Below are 19712 nucleotides of genomic sequence, written 5' to 3'. Positions count from 1 at the left end.
CGCCCGTCGTTTCAAAACCGTTTTTGAATATTTGTTAATGAACAACATACGTAACTTCTCCATCATCGCCCACATCGACCACGGTAAATCGACCCTGGCCGACCGCATCATCCAGCTGTGCGGCGGCTTGTCCGACCGCGAGATGGAGGCGCAAGTGCTCGATTCGATGGATCTGGAGCGCGAACGCGGCATTACGATCAAAGCGCAAACCGCCGCCCTGCAATACAAGGCCCGCGATGGCGTGGTCTACAACCTGAACCTGATCGACACCCCCGGCCACGTCGACTTCTCGTATGAAGTGTCGCGCTCGCTGTCGGCCTGCGAAGGCGCGCTGCTGGTGGTCGACGCCTCGCAAGGCGTGGAAGCCCAGACCGTGGCCAACTGCTACACCGCGCTCGACCTGGGCGTGGAAGTGGTGCCGGTCCTGAACAAGATCGACTTGCCGAACGCCGATCCACCGAACGCCATCGCCGAAATCGAAGACGTGATCGGCATCGAAGCCGGCGACGCCGTCCACTGCTCGGCCAAGACCGGCCTCGGCGTGGAAGACGTGCTGGAATCGATCATCGCCAAGGTGCCGCCACCGAAGGGTGATCCGAACGCGCCGCTGCAGGCGCTGATCGTCGACTCCTGGTACGACGCCTACGTTGGCGTGGTGATGCTGGTGCGCGTGGTCAACGGCACCCTGAAACCGAAAGAAAAAATCAAACTGATGGCGACCGACTCGGTACAGCTGACGGAAGACGTGGGCGTGTTCTCGCCGCGTTCGTTCTCGCTGCCGCAACTGTCGGCCGGCCAGGTGGGCTTCGTCATCGCCGGCATCAAGGAATTGAAGGCCGCCAAAGTGGGCGACACCATCACCCACGCGCTGAATGGCGCCGCCGAGCCGCTGCCGGGCTTCAAGGAAGTCCAGCCGCAGGTGTTCGCCGGCCTGTTCCCGGTCGAAGCCAACCAGTACGATTCTCTGCGCGACGCGCTGGAAAAGCTGAAGCTGAACGATGCCGCCCTGATGTACGAGCCGGAAGTGTCGCAGGCGCTGGGCTTCGGCTTCCGCTGCGGCTTCCTGGGCCTGCTGCACATGGAAATCGTGCAGGAGCGCCTGGAGCGCGAATTCGACCAGGACCTGATCACCACCGCGCCGACCGTGGTGTATGAAGTCGAGATGCGCGACGGTTCCGTCATCAAGGTGGACAACCCGTCGCGCATGCCGGAAACCACCAAGTACAACGAAATCCGCGAACCGATCGTGACGGTGAACCTGTACATGCCGCAAGAGTATGTCGGTTCGGTGATCACCCTGTGTATCAGCAAGCGCGGCGTGCAGATGGACATGAGCTACCACGGCCGCCAGGTCAAGCTGATCTATGAGATGCCGATGGGCGAGATCGTGCTGGACTTCTTCGACAAGCTGAAATCCACGTCGCGCGGCTACGCCTCGATGGACTACGAGTTCAAGGAATACCGCACCTCGGACGTGGTCAAGGTCGACATGCTGATCAACGGCGACAAGGTCGATGCGCTGGCGATCATCGTCCACCGCTCCAACTCGGCCTATCGCGGCCGCCAGGTGGCCGCCAAGATGCGCGAACTGATTCCGCGCCAGATGTTCGACGTGGCCATCCAGGCCGCCATCGGCGTCAACGTGATTTCGCGTGAAAACGTGAAGGCGCTGCGCAAGAACGTGCTGGCCAAGTGCTACGGCGGTGACGTCAGCCGTAAGAAGAAACTGCTGGAGAAACAAAAAGCCGGTAAAAAACGCATGAAGCAAGTGGGCTCGGTCGAGATTCCACAAGAAGCGTTCCTGGCCATCTTACAAGTGGACGATAAATGAACCTGCAAGTCATCTTAGGTAACTTTGCATTAATCCTGTTCGTGCTGATGGTGATCACGGGCGTGATCTGGTTTTTCGACGTGTTCTACCTGGCCAAGCAGCGCCGTGCCGCCGCCGACCGCGCGCTGGCCGATTACGACGCCCGCAACGCCAAGCTGAGCGCAGACGGCATCAAGGTCGACAACAGCGGCAACCGTGCCCAGCTGGAAGCAGGCATCCTGCGCCAGCCGACCTGGATCGAATACTCGGGCAGCTTCTTCCCGGTGATCGCGCTGGTGTTTTTCCTGCGCTCGTTCCTGTATGAGCCGTTCAAGATTCCATCGTCGTCGATGGTGCCGACCCTGCTGGTGGGCGACCTGATCCTGGTGAACAAGTTCACCTACGGCATCCGTCTGCCGGTCATCAACAAGAAGATCGTGCAGATCAACGACCCGCAGCGCGGCGATGTGATGGTGTTCAAATATCCGATGGATATGAGCCAGGATTACATCAAACGCGTGGTTGGCGTGCCGGGTGATAAAATCACGTATGAAAACAAGCGCTTAACCGTCAACGGCGTGGAAGTGAAGTATGTCCAGCTGGACGACTACCTCGGCGACGAGCGCATGGTGTACAACAAGCAGTTCGAGGAAAACCTGAGTGGCGTGAGCCACCGGATCTTGAACGACGAAGGCAAGCCGACCTACAGCCGCGAGAGCGTGTTCCCGTTCCCGCAGAGCGAGAACTGCAGCTATCGCTATGAAGGGTTCACCTGCGTGGTTCCAGCGGGCAACTACTTCATGATGGGTGACAACCGCGACAACAGCTTGGACAGCCGCTATTGGGGCTTTGTTCCGGATAAGAACATTGTTGGAAAAGCATTTTTCGTTTGGATGAATCTGGGTAATCTGCGCCGTATCGGCAGCATCCGTTAATTCTGTACGCAGGCGCGAAAGGGTCTAAGATGCAAAAACGGCAGCAGGGTATTTCGCTGGTGGGACTGATCGTGGTGCTGGGCCTGCTGGGCATGGTGCTGGTGCTGGCGCTGAAAATCGTGCCGACCTACACCGAATACCGGGCGATCCAGAACGCCATCGTCACGGCCAAGTCGGCCGGGTCGGTGGTGGAGATCCAGAAATCCTTCGACGCCAGCGCCGTGGCCGGTTACATCAGCTCGATCAACGGCCGCGACCTGATCATCGAAAAAGTTAATGGCGAAACGGAAATCAGTTTCGCCTACGAAAAGAAAATCCCGCTGGTCGGGCCGGCCAGCCTGCTGCTGGAATACGAAGGCACCACCGCCAAAGGCGCTGCCAAACCCGCGAAAACCGAATAAAGAATCCGACAGATAATGAATCTCCAGTTATTGCAAACTCGTTTAGGCTACACGTTCCAGGATGCTGGTCTTTTACAGCAGGCCCTGACGCACCGTAGCCATAGCAGTGTGCATAACGAACGGCTGGAGTTCCTGGGCGATTCGATTCTGAACTGCGTGGTGGCGTCCATCCTGTACGACCGCTATCTGCTGATCGACGAGGGCGACCTGTCGCGCCTGCGCGCCAACCTGGTCAAGCAGCAGTCGCTGTTTGAAATCGCGCAGAAGCTGGAACTGTCGCAGTTCCTGCGCCTGGGCGAGGGCGAGCTGAAATCGGGCGGCTTCCGCCGTCCGTCGATTCTGGCCGATACGCTGGAAGCGCTGCTGGGCGCCATCTACCTCGACGGCGGCTTCAACGAAGCGCGCGACGTGATCCGTTCCTTCTACATCCCGATCCTGGACACGGTCGATCCGCAAACCTTGGGCAAGGATGCCAAGACCCTGCTGCAGGAATTCCTGCAAGCGAAGAAAATCTCCCTGCCGCTGTACAACGTGATCGCCACCCACGGCGCCGCGCACAGCCAGGAATTTGAAATTGAATGCCTGGTGCCCAAGCTGGGCATCCAGGTGTTCGGCCGCGGCGGCAGCCGCCGCGCCGGCGAACAGGCAGCCGCCAAGCTGGCCCTGGCCGCCGCCGAACAGGCCGTGCAGAAAGCGCCGGCAGCCACCCGCAAGTCCAAGCCGCGTGCCGCCCAGCTCAAGCTGGCGGGCATCGCCACCGTGCAGGACCAGCCGACGCCGTCGGCCAAGGCAGCAAATAAATAACACGAGAACACCATGACGACCGAAACGACCTCCGCCAGCAACTTCCGTTGCGGCTACATCGCTATTGTGGGCCGCCCGAACGTCGGCAAGTCCACGCTGATGAACACCCTGATTGGCGCCAAGGTCAGCATCACCTCGCGCAAGGCGCAGACCACGCGCCACCGCATCACCGGCATCCAGACCTATGACGACGCGCAGTTCATCTACGTCGACACGCCGGGCTTCCAGACCCGTCACGCCAACGCGCTGAACAAGACGCTGAACAAGACCGTCACCAACACACTGATCTCGTCGGACCTGATCCTGTTCGTGATCGAGGCGGGCACCTTCGGCCCGGCCGACCAGCAAGTGCTGGACCTGCTGCCGACCGAAGTGCCGGTGATTTTGGTGATCAACAAGTCGGACCGCGTCAAGGACAAGGTCGCGCTGATGCCGTTCGCGCAGCAGGTCGCGGCCAAGTTCAACTTCGCCGCCATCGTGCCGGTGTCGGCCAAGCTGCGCTTCCAGCTCGACGGACTGGAAAAAGAACTGAAAAAACTGCTGCCTGAGAACGAAGCCATCTTCGGACCGGACGACATCACCGACCGCAGCGAGAAGTTCATGGCGTCGGAAATCGTGCGCGAGAAGCTGTTCCGCTTCGTCGGCGACGAACTGCCTTACACCAGCACCGTGCTGATCGAGAAGTTCGAGCAGGAGGGCGACCTGCGCCGCGTGTTCGCCGCCATCCTGGTCGAGCGCGATACGCACAAGTCCATGATCATCGGGAACAAGGGCGCGCGCCTGAAGGAAGTGTCGACGCAAGCGCGCCTCGATATGGAAAAACTGTTCGGCGGTCCGGTGTACCTGGAAATCTGGGTCAAGGTCAAATCCGGCTGGGCCGACAACGAAGCGGGCCTGCGCGCTTACGGTTACGAGTAATCCATCACCAGCATGACCACCACGCTCGATGCCGACACCCTAGCTGCGCCGCCGGCGCCGGTGGAGGCGAGCGTGCCTGCGATGGCCGCAGCGGCCGCTGTACCTGCCGCAGCCGCTGCGCCTGCCGCAGCCGCTGCGCCTGCCGCATCCGCCGCACCCAAGCGCCCGCGCGCGCCCAGCCGTGAGCGCACCGTCGGCACCAAGGTCGCCGGCCAGCCGGCCTTCGTGCTGCACAGCTATCCCTACAAAGAAACCAGCCTGATCATCGACCTGTTCACGCGTGACTTCGGCCGCGTGGCCTTGATCGCCAAGGGCGCCAAGCGGCCGCACTCGCAGCTGCGCGGCGTGCTGCAGACCTTCCAGCCGCTGTCCTCAAGCTGGGTCGGCAAATCCGAACTGCGCACCTTGACCGACGCCGAATGGGTGGGCGGCATGCTGCCGTTGGAGAAAACCGCGCTGCTGTGCGGCTTCTACCTCAACGAACTGCTGGTCAAGCTGCTGGCGCGCGACGACGCGCACCCGGCGCTGTTCGACCACTACGTCGCCACGCTCAACCAGCTGGCGCACAATGAACCTGCTTCCATCGTCTTGAGAAAGTTCGAACGGGCCTTACTTAAAGAGACGGGCGTGGCCGCCGACTTGACGCGTTGCGTCGAAACGCGCGGCGTGGTGCAGGCCGGCATCACCTACGTGGTAGATCCCGAGCGCGGCCCGCGTCCCGAGCGCGCCTCCGACCCTTGGCCGCGCGTGGCCGGCAAGACGCTGCTCGACATGGAATGCGAAAATTACGAAGACGTGGCGACGCAAGTCCAGAGCAAGCAGCTGATGCGCTTCCTGGTCGCACACCACCTGAACGGCGCGCCACTGAACACCCGCCAGATACTGATAGACCTGTCCCAGTTATAAATAACGAGATAACACAATGAGCTTCCTGCAACCTAGCGGCACCATCATCGACCTCGGCGTGAACATCGACCACGTCGCCACCCTGCGCAACGCGCGCGGCACCCGCTACCCGGACCCGATCCGCGCCGCACTGCTGGCCGAGCAGACCGGTGCCGACTGCATCACGCTGCACCTGCGCGAAGACCGCCGCCACATCAAGGACGCCGACGTCGTCGCGCTGGCGCCGCAGCTGCTGACCCGCATGAACCTGGAAGCCGCTGTCACGCAGGAGATGATCGACTTCGCCTGCCGGATCAAACCGGCCGACGTTTGCCTGGTGCCGGAAAAGCGCACCGAAGTCACCACCGAAGGCGGCCTCGATGTCGCCGGCAACTACAACGCCGTCGAGCGCGCTGTGAAGCAGCTGCAGGCCGAAGGCATCCGCGTCAGCCTGTTCATCGATGCCGACGAAGCGCAGATGGACGCCACCGCCGCCGTTGGCGCACCGGTGATCGAACTGCACACCGGCCGCTATGCGGACACCGAAGGTGCCGAGCAGGCGGCCGAATTGGAGCGCATCCATCGCGGCGTGCTGTATGGCGTAGGCAAGGGCTTAAAGGTCAACGCCGGCCACGGCCTGCACTACACCAACGTACAGGCGATTGCCGCCATTCCTGAAATCGCGGAACTGAACATCGGCCACGCCATCGTCGCGCACTCGGTGTTCGTCGGCTGGGAAAACGCCGTGCGCGAAATGAAGGCCATCATGGTCTCGACCCGCCTGGGCGCGCGAAAATGATTTACGGGATCGGCACCGACATCTGCAAAATCCCGCGCATCGAAGCAGCGCTGGCAAAGCATGGCGACCGCTTCGCCAAAAAGATTCTCGGGCCGCAGGAATTCGACAAGTATTTGGCGCGCAAGGCCAAGCACCCGGTGCGCGGCATCCGCTTTGTGGCGACGCGCTTCGCCGCCAAGGAAGCCTTCGCCAAGGCCATCGGCCTGGGCATCCGCATGCCGATGACGTGGCCGGCCGCGCAGATGCTCAATCACCCGAGCGGCAAGCCGATGATCGTATGCAGCGGCGTGCTGAAAGAATTCATGGAAAAGAACAAGCTGTCGGCACAGGTGACCGTCAGCGACGAAGAGGACTACGCGGTCGCCTTCGTCATCGTGGAGCAGGAAAAGTGACAGAAGAAGTAAGCGATCCGCGCGAACAAGTATTAGCCACCGTCGCCAAGCTGCCCAACCTGCCGGGCGTGTACCGCTATTTCGACGCCGAGGACAAAGTGCTCTACGTCGGCAAGGCGCGCGACCTGAAAAAGCGGGTGTCGAGCTACTTCCAGAAAAACCTGGCCAGCCCGCGCATCGCCATGATGGTCGAGCGCATCGCGCGCCTGGAAACCACAGTCACCCACAGCGAAGCCGAAGCCCTGATCCTTGAGAATAACCTGATCAAGGCCCTCAGCCCGCGCTTCAACATCCTGTTCCGCGACGATAAATCCTATCCCTACCTGAAGATCACCGGCGGCGATGCGCCGCGCATGGTTTACTATCGCGGCGCGGTGGACAAGAAGAACCAGTACTTCGGTCCCTTCCCCAGCTCGTGGGCGGTCAAGGAATCGATGCAGATTTTGCAGAAGGTGTTCCAGATCCGCACCTGCGAGGATAGCGTGTATTCCAACCGCACGCGCCCCTGCCTGCTGAACCAGATCGGCCGCTGCAGCGGCCCGTGCGTGGACTTGATCAGCAAAGAGGACTACCAGCTCGACGTGGAAAACGCCGCGCGCTTCCTGCGCGGCCGCCAGTCCGAAGTGCTGGCCGATCTGGAAAAGAAAATGCATGCCTACGCCGGCGAACTCAAATTCGAGCAGGCGGCGGCGGTGCGCAACCAGATCCAGTCGCTGTCGCGCGTGCTGCACCAGCAAAGCATGGAAACCACCGGCGACGCCGACGTCGACATCATCGCCGTGCTGGTGCAGGGTGGACGCGCCTGCGTCAACCTGGCCATGGTGCGCGGCGGCCGCCACCTGGGCGACCGCGCCTACTTCCCGACCCACGTCAGCGACGCCGAAGCCATCGCCGAGGAATCGATCGAGGTCGAAGTGCTGGCGGCCTTCCTGGCGCAGCACTACGCCGACAAATTCATTCCCGGCACGCTGATCCTCAACATCGAGTTCAATCATCCGGCGCTGATCCAGGCCTTGCAGGAGCAGTGCGGCCACCGCATCAACCTGATCTTCCAGCCGCAGGATCAGCGCCGCAAATGGCTGGAGCTGGCGCAGAAGGGCGCCGAGATCTCGCTGGCGCGGCTGCTGTCGGAGCAGGGCTCGCAGCAATCGCGCACGCGCGCACTGGTCGAGGCTTTGCAGCTGGAGCCGGAGGACATCGACGCGCTGCGCGTGGAGTGCTTCGACATCTCGCACACGCAGGGCGAGGCCACGCAGGCGTCGTGCGTGGTGTTCCATCACCACCAGATGCAGAACGGCGAATACCGCCGCTACAACATCAACGACATCACGCCGGGCGACGATTACGCCGCCATGCGCCAGGTGCTGTTCCGCCGCTACGAGAAGGTCGCCAATGGCGACGGCGTGATGCCGGACGTGGTGCTGATCGACGGCGGCAAGGGCCAGATCGAAATGGCACGCCAGGTGTTCGCCGAACTGGGGCTGGACATCAGCCTGATCGTCGGCGTGGCGAAAGGGGAAGGGCGGCGCGTCGGCCTGGAGACCCTGATGTTCGTCGATGGCCGGCCGGCGCAGGAGCTGGGCAAGGAATCGGCGGCGCTGATGCTGGTGGCGCAGATCCGCGACGAGGCGCACCGCTTCGCCATCACCGGCATGCGCGCCAAGCGCGCCAAGACGCGCCAGACCTCGCGCCTGGAGGAGATCGAAGGCATCGGCGCCAAGCGGCGACAGCGCCTGCTGGCCCGCTTCGGCGGCCTGCGCGGGGTGGTCAACGCCAGCGTCGAAGACCTGAAGACGGTGGAGGGCATCTCCAGCGCCCTGGCCGAGGAAATCTACAAGCAGCTGCATTGAGGGCGTCCCCTACAACGGTGCTGGTTTAAAGCGCAAGGGCAAGGTAGACTAGCGGCGCATTACACATTTTCCTGGCCGCACTTTATCTTGAGCTTATGCCTTTCAATATTCCGATTCTGTTAACCTGGTTGCGCGTTGCGCTGATTCCGCTGGTGGTGGGCGTCTACTACCTACCGACCACCATGCTGCCGGTGTCGGATCAGAATCTGGCGGCCACGCTGGTGTTCATCGTCGCCGCCGTCACCGACTGGTTCGACGGCTTCCTGGCGCGGCGCTGGAACCAGACCTCGGCCTTCGGCGCCTTCCTCGATCCGGTGGCGGACAAGCTGATGGTGGCCGGCGCCTTGCTGGTGCTGGTGCAGCTCGATCGCGCCAATGCGGTCATGTCCTTCATCATTATCGGCCGCGAGATCGCCATCTCGGCGCTGCGCGAGTGGATGGCGCAGATCGGCGCCTCGAAATCGGTGGCGGTCAGCTCGCTGGGCAAGATCAAGACCACGGCGCAAATGACGGCGATTCCGCTGCTGCTGTTCCATGATGTGCTGTTCGGCGCGGTCGACACCCAGTTCTGGGGCGCGCGCCTGCTGGAAGTGGCGGCGGTGTTGACGGTGTGGTCGATGTTCTACTACCTGCGCCTGGCGTGGCCGCTGATCAAGGAAAAAGCGGGTCAACTGTAACCGTATAAACAATATTTTCATTCGGCATTGACAGCCGCCACAGATGCTCTATAATGCTGGCCTGTTGTTGATGACGACGAAGCAAAGCGGGAGTAGCTCAGTTGGTAGAGCGCAACCTTGCCAAGGTTGAGGTCGAGAGTTCGAGACTCTTCTCCCGCTCCAAACAAAGTTGTCGATAACAAGTAGTACTAGCAAAAAGAGCAGCTTGCTGCTAAGATGCTGGACTCCAAATGCGGGAGTAGCTCAGTTGGTAGAGCGCAACCTTGCCAAGGTTGAGGTCGAGAGTTCGAGACTCTTCTCCCGCTCCAGTTTCCCCGGAAGCTGGCTGGCGTAGTAAAAAATGTAACTCCAATGCGGGAGTAGCTCAGTTGGTAGAGCGCAACCTTGCCAAGGTTGAGGTCGAGAGTTCGAGACTCTTCTCCCGCTCCAGAATTCCGGATCGCAGCGCGTAACCCCGCTGTGGTCTTGCAGTAAAAAGTTTCCTCTGGCGAGGTAGCAAAGCGGTTATGCAGCGGCCTGCAAAGCCGTCTAGGTCGGTTCGACTCCGATCCTCGCCTCCAAAGCTCCTAAGCGGGAGTAGCTCAGTTGGTAGAGCGCAACCTTGCCAAGGTTGAGGTCGAGAGTTCGAGACTCTTCTCCCGCTCCAAAATGTAGAAGGGCAGCCCGGTGGGCTGCCCTTTTTGCCTTCATATTGCCGTTTTCCTGATAGATTCGCCGAAATGCTGCGTGTATTCTTGCGCTGCGGCTTCGTGCCGAAAATAACAGGAGACAACATGCAGCAGTACGGAATTTCATCCGCGCGGCCCATTGCGGCGGCCGCCTTGGCTGGATGGGTGATGGTGTGCCAGGCAGCAGCGAACCCGACTGCGGTTTCCCAATCCGGCAACGAGTGGCCCTGGTATCACGGCAATGCCCACGGTACCCATTACTCGACGCTGGACCAGATCAACACCGGCAACGTCAAGGACCTGAAGGTCGCCTGGACCTTCGATTCGGGCGACGCTTTCGGCGACGGCGGCAATCAGTCGGATATGCAGGGCAATCCGCTCGTCGTCGGCGACCGCTTTTATTTCGTGTCGCCGAAAGGCCGCCTGTTCTGCCTGAATGCGGCGACCGGCGAGCAGCGCTGGGTGTTTGATCCGGCGTTCGGCGAAGACATCCGCACCAAGCAGCGCCTGCGGGGCGTTTCGTACTGGCGAAATGGAGGTGAAGAACGCATTTTCGTCACGTTTCGCGGCCACCTGATGGCGGTCGATGCGCGGACCGGCAAGCTGGCCGCAGGATTCGGCAAGCACGGCAAGATCGACATGCGCGAGGGGTTGGGGCGCGATCCGGACAGCGTCAGCGTAGGCAATGTGTCGCCCGGTGTCGTCTACAAGAACCTGATCGTCATGGGTTCCACCGGCAACACGCCGGGCCACATCCGGGCTTACGACGTGCGCACCGGGGCGCAGAAATGGATCTTCCATACGATCCCGCATCCGGGCGAGAAGGGTTACGACACCTGGCCCAAGGACGCCTGGAAAACGGCGATGGGCGCGAACGCCTGGTCGGGCCTGACGCTCGACCCCGAGCGCGGCATCGTGTTCGCGCCCCTGGGTTCGGCCGGCATGGGGAACAAGGACTTCTACGGGGGCGACCGGATCGGGGACAACCTCTTCGGCACCTCACTCGTCGCGCTGGACGCGAACACTGGAAAACGGCGCTGGCACTTCCAGCTGGTCAGGCACGACCTCTGGGACCGCGACCCGCCGACTCCGCCGACCCTGATCACCGTCAACCGGAACGGCAAACGCATCCCGGCGCTGGTGCAGCCGACCAAGGCGGGTGTCATCTACATCCTGGACCGCTTGACGGGCCAGCCCATGTATCCGCTGACCGAGTTGCGGCCGCCCGCATCCGACATTCCCGGTGAAGTGAGCGCGCCCACCCAGGCGTTGCCCACGCTGCCCAAGCCCTTCGCGCGCCAGCAGTTGACGGCCGACATGCTCACCAAGCGGACGGCCAAGGCGCACCACGACGCGCTGGCGGCGTTCTCGGGTCTGCACTCTCGCGGGCCGTTCGATCCGCCATCGCAGCAGGGGACGGTCCTGTTCCCGGGCATGGACGGCGGCGCGGAGTGGGGCGGGGCGGCGTATGACCCGACGACGGGTATCATCTACGTCAACGCCAACGAGATGGCGTGGGTCCTGAAGGTCAAGCAACATCCGCCGGTCGTGGCCGGGAAAAGTGGACAGGCCCTGTACCTGAACACCTGCGCCGCGTGCCACGGCAACGAGGGTAAGGGCAGTCCGCCGGAATTCCCGGCGCTGGCCGGCGTCCATGATCGCCTGACGCCCGCGCAATTGCGGCGCCAGATCGCGCAAGGGGGCGGACGCATGCCCGGATTCGGCGGCACGCTGTCGGACGCCGACGTCGACGCCATCATCGGCTACCTGCGCGGCGATCCCGCCCAGATGGCGCCCAAGGGTGCACCGGCCTATCCGTCCACGGAGGGCGACTCCTGGGTCTTCGACGGCTACACGAAATTCCTGGATGCCGAAGGCTATCCCGCCATCACGCCGCCCTGGGGAACGCTCAGCGCCATCAACGTCAACACCGGCGAGTATGTGTGGACCCAGCCGTTCGGTGAATACCCCGAACTGGCGGCGCAGGGCATGACCGACACCGGCAGCGAAAATTATGGCGGCGCCGTCGTCACCCGGGGCGGTCTTCTGCTGATCGGCGCCACCGTGTACGACAACCGGTTCAGGGCCTTCGACAAGAACACGGGCAAGCTGCTGTGGCAAACCACGCTGCCCGCCGCCGGCATCGCGACGCCGGCGACCTACGCCGTGAGCGGCAAGCAGTACGTTGCCATCGGCGCAGGCGGCGGCAAGAACGTCAAGTCGAAACCGGGTGGTAGTATCGTCGTCTTTAGCCTTCCCTGACATCTGGAGACACCAATGATTAAAGACTCTATCGGCGCCGTCATCGCGCTGTTCGTGCTTGCCGCCTGCGGCGGCGGATCGAACGCATCGCCGCTTCCCGTGAGCGGCAGCGGCGCCACCGCCACCGCCACGGCATCGACCGCCACCTGCGCCGCCTACAAGCCCCCGGTGGCGACGCCGCCGGGGGGCACCACCTTCTGCGCCAACCTGTCGACCGCGCCCGACGCCAGCGGCAACGCCCTTGAAAACGGCAAAGCCTGCCGCGCACGCACGGCCGCCGACATCGTCAAGGACATGGGCCAGGGCTGGAATCTCGGCAATACGCTGGACGCTGCCGGCAACACGGCCAACCCGCTCGCCGACGAAACCTTCTGGGGCAACCCGAAGACCACCAAGGCCATGATCGACACCGTGCGCAAGGCCGGCTTCACCACGTTGCGCCTGCCGGTCAGCTGGGACGACCACATGAGCGGCGCCGCGCGCACCATCGATCCGGCCTGGATGAACCGGGTCGAGGAAGTGGCGAAGTACGCGCTCGACAACGGCATGGCGGTGATCGTCAACATCCACCACAACAACGGCTGGCAAGCGCCGACGCTCGCCAACGAGGCCGGCGCCAAGGACACGCTGGCCAAGCTGTGGACGCAGATCGGGAACCGATTCAACAAGTACGACCAGCACGTCACGTTCGAGGTGATGAACGAGCCGCGCGTGGCGCCCGGCGGCGTCGACGACTGGACCGGCAAGGCCGAGTACTACGACGTGCTGAACCGACTGAATGCCACCGCATTGGCCGCGATCCGCGCCACCGGCGGCAACAACGCACGCCGGCTGGTGATGATCCCATCGTACGCGGCGGCGCCGGACGATGCCCAACTGAACCTGCTGGTGCTGCCGTCCGATCCGATGATCGCGCTGTCCAGCCACGCCTACCGTCCGTGGAGCTTCGCCGGCGACCAGAAAGGCACCAGCATCTTCGCCGGCCAGGCCGAATTCGACCAGCTCTTCGACCGCCTGAACACGAAATACGTGGCGAAGGGCATTCCGGTGGTGATCGGCGAATGGGCGTCGACGGACAAGGGCAACGCGGCCGAGCGCGTCAAGCACGCCCTGGCTTTCGTCCAGGGCGCGACCAAGTACGGCATCCCGACCGTGTGGTGGGACAACGGCAACAACACGCGCTCGGCGACCTCGACGGACGTGATGGCGCTGCTGGATCGCGCGAACAACACCTGGCCCCACCAGGACATCAACGACGCAATCTTTTGCGCGGCGCAGCGTTGACGGGCACAGCGCTATTGCCATCGAGCACTTGCTTGCCGGAACCGAGTGCCTTGCTGTAAGCTATTGTCTTTTAGTTATCTCCTTGGCCTGCATGGTTTTCCGTCGAAACAGAGCGCTGGCATTGCGGGCGCGTTTGCGCCTGACCCTGACGATGGGCGCATTGGCCACCGCCTGGTGCTGCGCATCGGCCGCAGCCGCCGCGCCGCTGCCGTTCTGGCAATCGAGCTTGTCGCACACGGCCTGGACCAAGCGCGACGGCGCACCGTCCGATCCCAGCGCCGTGGTGCAGGACCGCACCGGCATGCTGTGGTTTGGCGCCTCCAACGGCTTGTTCCGTTTCGATGGCGTGCGCTTCGAGCGCGTCGACGACCTCGGCGGCCATCCGCTGAAGTCGCCCAATGTCCACGCGCTGGCCCTGTTCGGCGATGCGCTCTGGGTCGGTTACGAACACGGCGGCATCAGCGTCTTCGAGCACGGCGCGGTGCGCCACTACGGCGAGGCCGAGGGCGTGCCGCCGAGCGCCATCCTACAAATGGGGAAAACCGCCGACGGCACGCGGTGGTTCTCCAGCTCCGCCGGCATCTACCGGCTGGACGGCGCGCGCTGGCGGCAGGTGTTGCCTGCCGATGGGTTGCCGGCCGGCGACCAGCCCACGCTCAACGTGCTGCCCGATGGCGGCCTGCTGGTCACGCACAAGGCCGGCCTGTACCGCAACGTGCCGGGCACGCATCGCTTCCGCCGCGTCGGCGATTTCGGCAGCATGCAGCGCAGCCAGGTGACGGCCGACGGCCGGGTCATCATCTTCAAATTCGGCGAGACTCCCCGGTTGTTCGATCCGGTCACGGAAACTTTGTCGCTGCTGAATCTGCCCGATAAGGACGTGACGCCCTACAGCGTTCATCAGGACCGGCGCGGCGCCTGGTGGGTCGGCCCCGGCGATGGCATGCGGCTCTACACGCCGGACTGGCGGCTGAAGAAGGAACTGCCGGCGCCGTACGAGTTCAGCGCCGTGCGCGTTTTCAGGGCGCCTTTCGACGACCGCGAAGGCAACCTCTGGTTCATGAGCGAAAACGGGGTCGACCGCATACGGGAAACCCGGCTGTCGGTGCAGGATATGCCCGCCGGGAACACCGACTTCAGCATCACGGCCGGTCCCGGCGGCGAGATCTGGATCAGCAGCCATTCCTCGCGCGACCCGGTCTCGCCGCCGACCTTCGCCATCGCCACCGACGGCAGCCGCATCCCCAGCGATATGCTGTCGGCCACGGCCGGCACGCTCGGCCCCGACGGCACGCTCTGGTTTGGCGACCCGCACTGGTTGTGGAGCCGGCGCAACGGCCAGGTGAAGACCTGGATGCTGCCGCCGTCGCTGCAGGCGCAACCGGCGCAGGCGATGGCGGTGGCGGACGATGGCCGGCTGTGGGTCTCGCTGGCGCGGCGCGGCGTGCACACCTTCGTGGACGGCGTGTGGCAGGCCGGCGGCGGGCATGCCGAGTTGGCGCCGCGCACCGCGCTGTCGCTGCACGCCGACGCCGAAGGGCGATTGTGGTTCGGCTACACCGGCAATGCGATGGCCATGCTGCAGCAGGGGAAAATCCGCCAATTCAACGCGGCCGACGGCCTCGCGGTCGGCAATGTGCTGACCATGTTCAGCCGGCGCGGCACGCTGTGGATCGGTGGCGACCAGGGCCTGGCGCGCTATCATCAGGGCCGCTTCGTCATGCTCAACGACAGCGCCGGCCGGCCGCTGGCCGGCATCGCCGGCATCGTCCACACGGCGCAGGGCGAGCTGTGGCTGCAAGGCGTGGACGGCCTGATCCGGATCGGCGCGGCCGAGCTGGCCGGCGTGCTGAACGGCGGCGCCGACCGGGTCGTCGCCGAGCGTTTCGATTTCCTTGACGGCTACGCTGGCGCGGCGCAGCAGCTGCGTCCGCTCAACACCCTGGCCGAGGCCGGCGACGGCCGCTTGTGGTACGCCACCTCCAGCAGCGTCGGCGTGATCGATCCGCGCCGCATCGTGCGCAATCCGGTGGCGCCGACGCCGCTGATCACCTGGCTCAACACCGACCAGCAGCGCTACCGCGCGGCCAGCGGCATCGAATTGCCCAAGCATACCCACAATGTGCGCATCGATTTCACCGCCGCCGTGCTGTCGATCCCCGAACGCGCGCGCTTCCGCGTGCGGCTCATCGGCCAGGACCACGAGTGGCGCGACGCCGGCGCCTTGCGCCAGGCCTTCTACACCAACCTCGGTCCCGGCGATTACCGCTTCGAGGTGATGGCGGCCAACGAGGACGGCGTGTGGAGCGCGGCGCCGGCCAGCGTCAGCTTCCATGTGGCGCCGGCGTTTTACCAGACCGACTGGTTCAAGCTGGCCTGCGCGGGCCTGCTGGCCGGCGCTCTGTACCTGCTGTACCTGTGGCGCATGGCGCAGGTGACGGCGCGCGTGGTCGAGCGTATGCGCGGCCGCATGGACGAACGCGCGCGCATCGCCCGCACTTTGCACGACACCTTCCTGCAAAGCGTGCAGGCGCTGATCCTGCACTTCCACAGCATCAAGTCGGTGCTGCCGCGCGAGGACAAGGTGCAGCGGCAAATCGACGCCGCCCTGCATGCGGCCGACGTCGTGGTCGAGGAGGGGCGCGAACAATTGATGGACCTGCGCGGCAATCAAGGCTGTCGGGGCGACTTGGCGCAGGCGCTGGACGCGGCCGGGGTGGCGGCGTCCGCGCAGCATGGCGTCACGTTCACGTTGCACGAGCAGGGCGCGCGGCGCACGCTGCGGCCCGAGGTCCAGGATGAATTGCTGGCCATCGCCAGGGAAGCTATCGCCAACGCCTTGCGGCACTCCGGCAGCGCCGACGTGGTGGGGCGCCTGGGCTACGGCGCCGGCGCGCTGACGCTGGCGGTGCAGGACCACGGCAGCGGCATGGACGACGCCGTGCTCAGGGCCGGCCAGCGAGAGCGGCACTGGGGCCTGACCGGCATGCGCGAGCGCGCCGCGCGCATCGGCGCCAAGCTGGAAATCCACAGCGCGCCGGGCGCCGGCACCGTGGTGGTGGTCACCCTGCGCGCCGGCTTGGCTTACGCTTGATCGGCTGTCACACCAGCGTCATGTAGCGTCGATATAGTATGCGTAGATTGAATCAACTCTCGAATCAAATCTTTCCTGCCTCCGTACGAGGCAGTTTTTTTTATGCGATGTGGGGAGTAACGCGGATGAACTCAGCAAATGTTTCGTTTTCCCGGGGCGAGGGCGGCGTCGAGATGCTGCTTAGCGTCGGCGGCGCCGTGGTGGCGCGCAGCCATAGCCCGGAATCCATCATGCTGGAGCTGCAGATCCGCGCCGTGCGTGAGCTGTGCTTTGAAGACAAGTTCTCGACGATCTTGCCGACCTCGCCCAGGACGCTGACGTCCGCGGCGGAAGTCGACTTTGCCGAGCCCTTGGCGGCGCTCAAGCTGATCGCCGCCTGTTCGGCCATGGGCGAGGTGCCGACTTTCCCGATGCCCGAACGGCGCGCCCGGCCACGGGCCGAGACGCCGCTGCGCGAGTTGGCCGCGTAGTTTGCCGGCGCAAGCCGGGGAAGGTCGCACAACTGGCGTTTCTAGTGCACAATAACGCCGTTCCAGCTGACTTTCAAGATAGATGACTTCCCTGCCTAGCAACACCGCCGAGGACTCCGGCGTTTATCGCACCTTGCTTGAATCGACCCGCGCCATTCCTTGGCGCATCGACTGGGCCAGCATGCAATTTACCTACATCGGCCCGCAAATCGAGGAACTGCTCGGCTGGAAACAAGCCAGCTGGCTGTCCGTCAACGATTGGGCCGAACGCATCCACGAGGAAGACCGCCAGAAGACGGTGGACTTCTGCGTGGCGCAGTCGCAGCAGGGCGTCGACCACGAGGCCGACTACCGCGCCCTGACCGCCGACGGCGATTACGTCTGGATCCGCGACGTGGTGCACGTGGTGCGCCGCGAGGACGGCAGCGTCGAGGCGCTGGTCGGCTTCATGTTCGACATCACCGCCCGCAAGCAGGCCGAGGACAAGATCCTGCAGCTGCAACGCGAGCTGGAAGTGCTGTCCTACCGCGACAGCCTGACCGGCGTGGCCAACCGCCGCATGTTCGATACCCTGTACCCGGTCGAGTGGGCCAAGGCCCGCGTGACGGGCGAGCCGCTGTCGCTGGTGGTGATCGACATCGACTACTTCAAACAATACAACGACCATTACGGCCACGTGCAGGGCGACGAGTGCTTGCGTCGCGTGGCCCAGGCGCTCGATACCGGCGCTTCCCGCGCGCGCGATCTGTGCGCCCGTTTCGGCGGCGAGGAATTTATACTGCTGCTGCCGGCCACGGACGAGGACGCCGCCCGCAACGTGGCCGAGCGTTGCCGCAAGCTGCTGGCGCAGAAGGAACTGCCGCATGCCCGTTCCGGCGTCGGCCGCACGGTCACGGTGAGCATCGGCATCGGCACCATCGTGCCCGGTGCCCACGACGACGCCCATGTCTTCCTCGACCGCGTCGACCGCCGCCTGTATCAGGCCAAGTCGGCCGGACGCGACCGCGTATGCGAAACTGAAGCTTGAACCATTTTTATTGAAAGACTACATGAAACATCTGCTTACCACCTGCGTGATCGGCCTGACCCTGAGTGTGACCCTGGCCGGCTGCGACCGCGCCAAAACCCCGACGACTGAATCGGCATCGGCCTCCGCCACCGACGCAGCGCCGCTGCAAAAAATCGACAGCCAGGTTGGCACCGGCAAGGAAGCCGTGGCAGGTACCCAGGCCGTGGTCAATTACACCGGCTGGCTGTACGAACCGAACGCGCCGCAGCAGCATGGCGCGCAGTTCGATTCGTCGGTGGGCCGCGAGCCGTTCAGCTTCCAGCTCGGCGCCGGGCAGGTGATTCCAGGTTGGGACGAAGGCGTGCAAGGCATGAAGATCGGCGGCAAGCGCACCCTGATCGTGCCCGCCCACATGGGCTACGGCGAACGCGGCGCCGGTCCGATTCCGCCAAACTCCACCCTGATCTTCGACGTCGAACTGCTCGACGTGAAGTAATCCTTCAGCTCACAAGGCCAGCACCAGCCGGCCCGGCGGGCCCGCCCACGACACGCAGGTGCACATGCCGCCTGCGCGCATGGCCGGCGTCAGGCACAGGTCGCGGTGCAGGGGCTGGCCTTCCAGCACCTCCGTATAGCAATTGCCGCATTCGCCGCGCTTGCACTCGTACGAGACGAACACGTCGGCCGCGATCAGCGCATCGAGGATCGAGGTGCCGGGCGCCACGTCCACCGTCATTTCCGACAGCGACAACTCCACCGTCAGCGCCACATCGCCGGCCTGTGCCCGCGCGCCGAAGCTTTCGAAGCGCAGCGCGGAGGCCGGCCAGCCTTGCCGCTGGCCGGCCTCGACCAGCGCCTGCAGCAGCGGCGTCGGGCCGCAGGCGTACAGCGTATCGCCCATCTGATAGGGCCCCAGCAGAGCCGCCAGGTCGGCTTTTCCGTGCAGCGCCGACAGGTGCGGCAGCAGCGTTCCCGAGGTGGCGGCGCCCAGCTCCTCCAGCAGTTGCAGGCGTTCGGCGTTGCGCGCCAGGTAGTGCAGGGTGTAGGGCTTGCCCTGCAAAGCCAGCGCGTGCGCCATGGAAATCAGCGGCGTGATGCCGATGCCGCCGGCCACCAGCAGCACGCGTCCGGCGCCGCTGGTGTCGAGCGGAAAGCCGTCGTGCGGGCCGTCGACTTCGATCTGCATGCCGGGGCGCAGCTCGTCGTGCAGGCTGCGCGAGCCGCCTTTGCCGTCGGCCTCGCGCTGTACGGCGATGCGATAAACCTCGGCCGCGCCGGGCACGCCCACCAGCGAGTAGTGGCGCTCGTAGCGGCAACCGTTGGCGGCGCGGAAGCGCAGCACGATGTGCGAACCCGGCCGCCATGGCGCCAGCGCGCCGCCGTCCTGCCTGCGCAGCTGGAATTCCTTGACGCCGCTTCCGCGTTCGATGATGTCGGAGATCAGGTAGTCCATC

At 64.1% G+C, this 19712-nt stretch carries 17 protein-coding genes and 5 tRNA genes; 21 read left to right on the top strand and 1 reads right to left on the bottom strand.

Annotated elements, in window-relative coordinates; all coding sequences use genetic code 11:
* Positions 1–37: 37 nt before the first annotated feature.
* From lepA to ACXZ1M_RS02715, 21 genes are all read left to right on the top strand, one after another.
* Positions 38–1831 carry a translation elongation factor 4 gene (gene lepA, locus ACXZ1M_RS02815; protein WP_459051713.1) on the top strand — a complete coding sequence of 598 codons (1794 nt, stop codon included), beginning with the start codon at positions 38–40 and terminating at the stop codon, positions 1829–1831.
* Positions 1828–2745, top strand: a complete 918-nt coding sequence (lepB, locus tag ACXZ1M_RS02810) for a signal peptidase I (RefSeq protein ID WP_373987835.1) — start codon at positions 1828–1830, stop codon at positions 2743–2745. The genes lepA and lepB overlap by 4 nt, the downstream gene beginning before the upstream one ends.
* A 29-nt stretch (positions 2746–2774) precedes the next feature.
* Positions 2775–3146, top strand: a complete 372-nt coding sequence (locus ACXZ1M_RS02805) for a DUF4845 domain-containing protein (protein ID WP_459051712.1) — start codon at positions 2775–2777, stop codon at positions 3144–3146.
* Between the two features lie 15 nt (positions 3147–3161).
* Complete coding sequence (gene rnc / locus ACXZ1M_RS02800) at positions 3162–3950, top strand: ribonuclease III (protein ID WP_459051711.1); 789 nt, start codon at positions 3162–3164, stop codon at positions 3948–3950.
* A 12-nt stretch (positions 3951–3962) separates the two neighbouring features.
* Entirely contained in the window at positions 3963–4868 is a 906-nt protein-coding gene (era, locus tag ACXZ1M_RS02795; protein ID WP_459051710.1) for a GTPase Era, read from the top strand.
* Between the two features lie 12 nt (positions 4869–4880).
* A complete protein-coding gene (recO, locus tag ACXZ1M_RS02790; protein WP_459051709.1) occupies positions 4881–5774 on the top strand; it encodes a DNA repair protein RecO in 894 nt (297 codons plus the stop codon).
* A gap of 16 nt (positions 5775–5790) precedes the next feature.
* Positions 5791–6552: a pyridoxine 5'-phosphate synthase gene (pdxJ, locus tag ACXZ1M_RS02785; protein ID WP_459051708.1), complete on the top strand. Its 762-nt coding sequence runs from the start codon at positions 5791–5793 to the stop codon at positions 6550–6552.
* Positions 6549–6944 carry a holo-ACP synthase gene (gene acpS / locus ACXZ1M_RS02780; RefSeq protein WP_459051707.1) on the top strand — a complete coding sequence of 132 codons (396 nt, stop codon included), beginning with the start codon at positions 6549–6551 and terminating at the stop codon, positions 6942–6944. The genes pdxJ and acpS overlap by 4 nt, the downstream gene beginning before the upstream one ends.
* Positions 6941–8794 carry an excinuclease ABC subunit UvrC gene (uvrC, locus tag ACXZ1M_RS02775; RefSeq protein ID WP_459051706.1) on the top strand — a complete coding sequence of 618 codons (1854 nt, stop codon included), beginning with the start codon at positions 6941–6943 and terminating at the stop codon, positions 8792–8794. The genes acpS and uvrC overlap by 4 nt, the downstream gene beginning before the upstream one ends.
* 95 nt (positions 8795–8889) lie before the next feature.
* Complete coding sequence (pgsA, locus tag ACXZ1M_RS02770) at positions 8890–9471, top strand: CDP-diacylglycerol--glycerol-3-phosphate 3-phosphatidyltransferase (RefSeq protein ID WP_459051705.1); 582 nt, start codon at positions 8890–8892, stop codon at positions 9469–9471.
* Between the two features lie 86 nt (positions 9472–9557).
* A tRNA-Gly gene (locus ACXZ1M_RS02765) sits at positions 9558–9633 on the top strand.
* Between the two features lie 70 nt (positions 9634–9703).
* Positions 9704–9779: transfer RNA gene (locus ACXZ1M_RS02760), tRNA-Gly, on the top strand.
* A 45-nt stretch (positions 9780–9824) separates the two neighbouring features.
* Positions 9825–9900 (top strand) — tRNA-Gly (locus ACXZ1M_RS02755).
* Positions 9901–9957: 57 nt separating this feature from the next.
* Positions 9958–10031 (top strand) — tRNA-Cys (locus tag ACXZ1M_RS02750).
* Positions 10032–10041: 10 nt separating this feature from the next.
* Positions 10042–10117, top strand: a tRNA-Gly gene (locus tag ACXZ1M_RS02745).
* Between the two features lie 127 nt (positions 10118–10244).
* Entirely contained in the window at positions 10245–12401 is a 2157-nt protein-coding gene (locus tag ACXZ1M_RS02740; protein ID WP_459051704.1) for an outer membrane protein assembly factor BamB family protein, read from the top strand.
* A gap of 15 nt (positions 12402–12416) precedes the next feature.
* Positions 12417–13685 (top strand): glycoside hydrolase family 5 protein, encoded by a 1269-nt coding sequence (locus ACXZ1M_RS02735; protein ID WP_459051703.1) that lies wholly within the window; start codon positions 12417–12419, stop codon positions 13683–13685.
* A 121-nt stretch (positions 13686–13806) separates the two neighbouring features.
* The gene (locus ACXZ1M_RS02730) at positions 13807–16779 is read left to right on the top strand and encodes a sensor histidine kinase (RefSeq protein WP_459051702.1); all 2973 of its coding nucleotides are present in this window, start codon (positions 13807–13809) and stop codon (positions 16777–16779) included.
* Between the two features lie 125 nt (positions 16780–16904).
* Entirely contained in the window at positions 16905–17249 is a 345-nt protein-coding gene (locus ACXZ1M_RS02725; RefSeq protein WP_459051701.1) for a hypothetical protein, read from the top strand.
* Positions 17250–17331: 82 nt separating this feature from the next.
* Positions 17332–18276: a diguanylate cyclase domain-containing protein gene (locus tag ACXZ1M_RS02720; protein ID WP_459051700.1), complete on the top strand. Its 945-nt coding sequence runs from the start codon at positions 17332–17334 to the stop codon at positions 18274–18276.
* A gap of 22 nt (positions 18277–18298) precedes the next feature.
* On the top strand, positions 18299–18754 hold the full coding sequence (locus ACXZ1M_RS02715; protein WP_459051699.1) for an FKBP-type peptidyl-prolyl cis-trans isomerase: 456 nt from the start codon (positions 18299–18301) through the stop codon (positions 18752–18754).
* A 9-nt stretch (positions 18755–18763) separates the two neighbouring features.
* Here ACXZ1M_RS02715 and ACXZ1M_RS02710 read toward each other — a convergent pair whose 3' ends face one another.
* Positions 18764–19711: a PDR/VanB family oxidoreductase gene (locus ACXZ1M_RS02710; protein ID WP_459051698.1), complete on the bottom strand. Its 948-nt coding sequence runs from the start codon at positions 19709–19711 to the stop codon at positions 18764–18766.
* Position 19712 lies beyond the last annotated feature (1 nt).

This window comes from Duganella paludis (genome assembly GCF_054461335.1).
The sequence above is the reverse complement of the archived record's forward strand: the minus strand, read 5'-3'. Positions and strand labels throughout refer to the sequence as shown.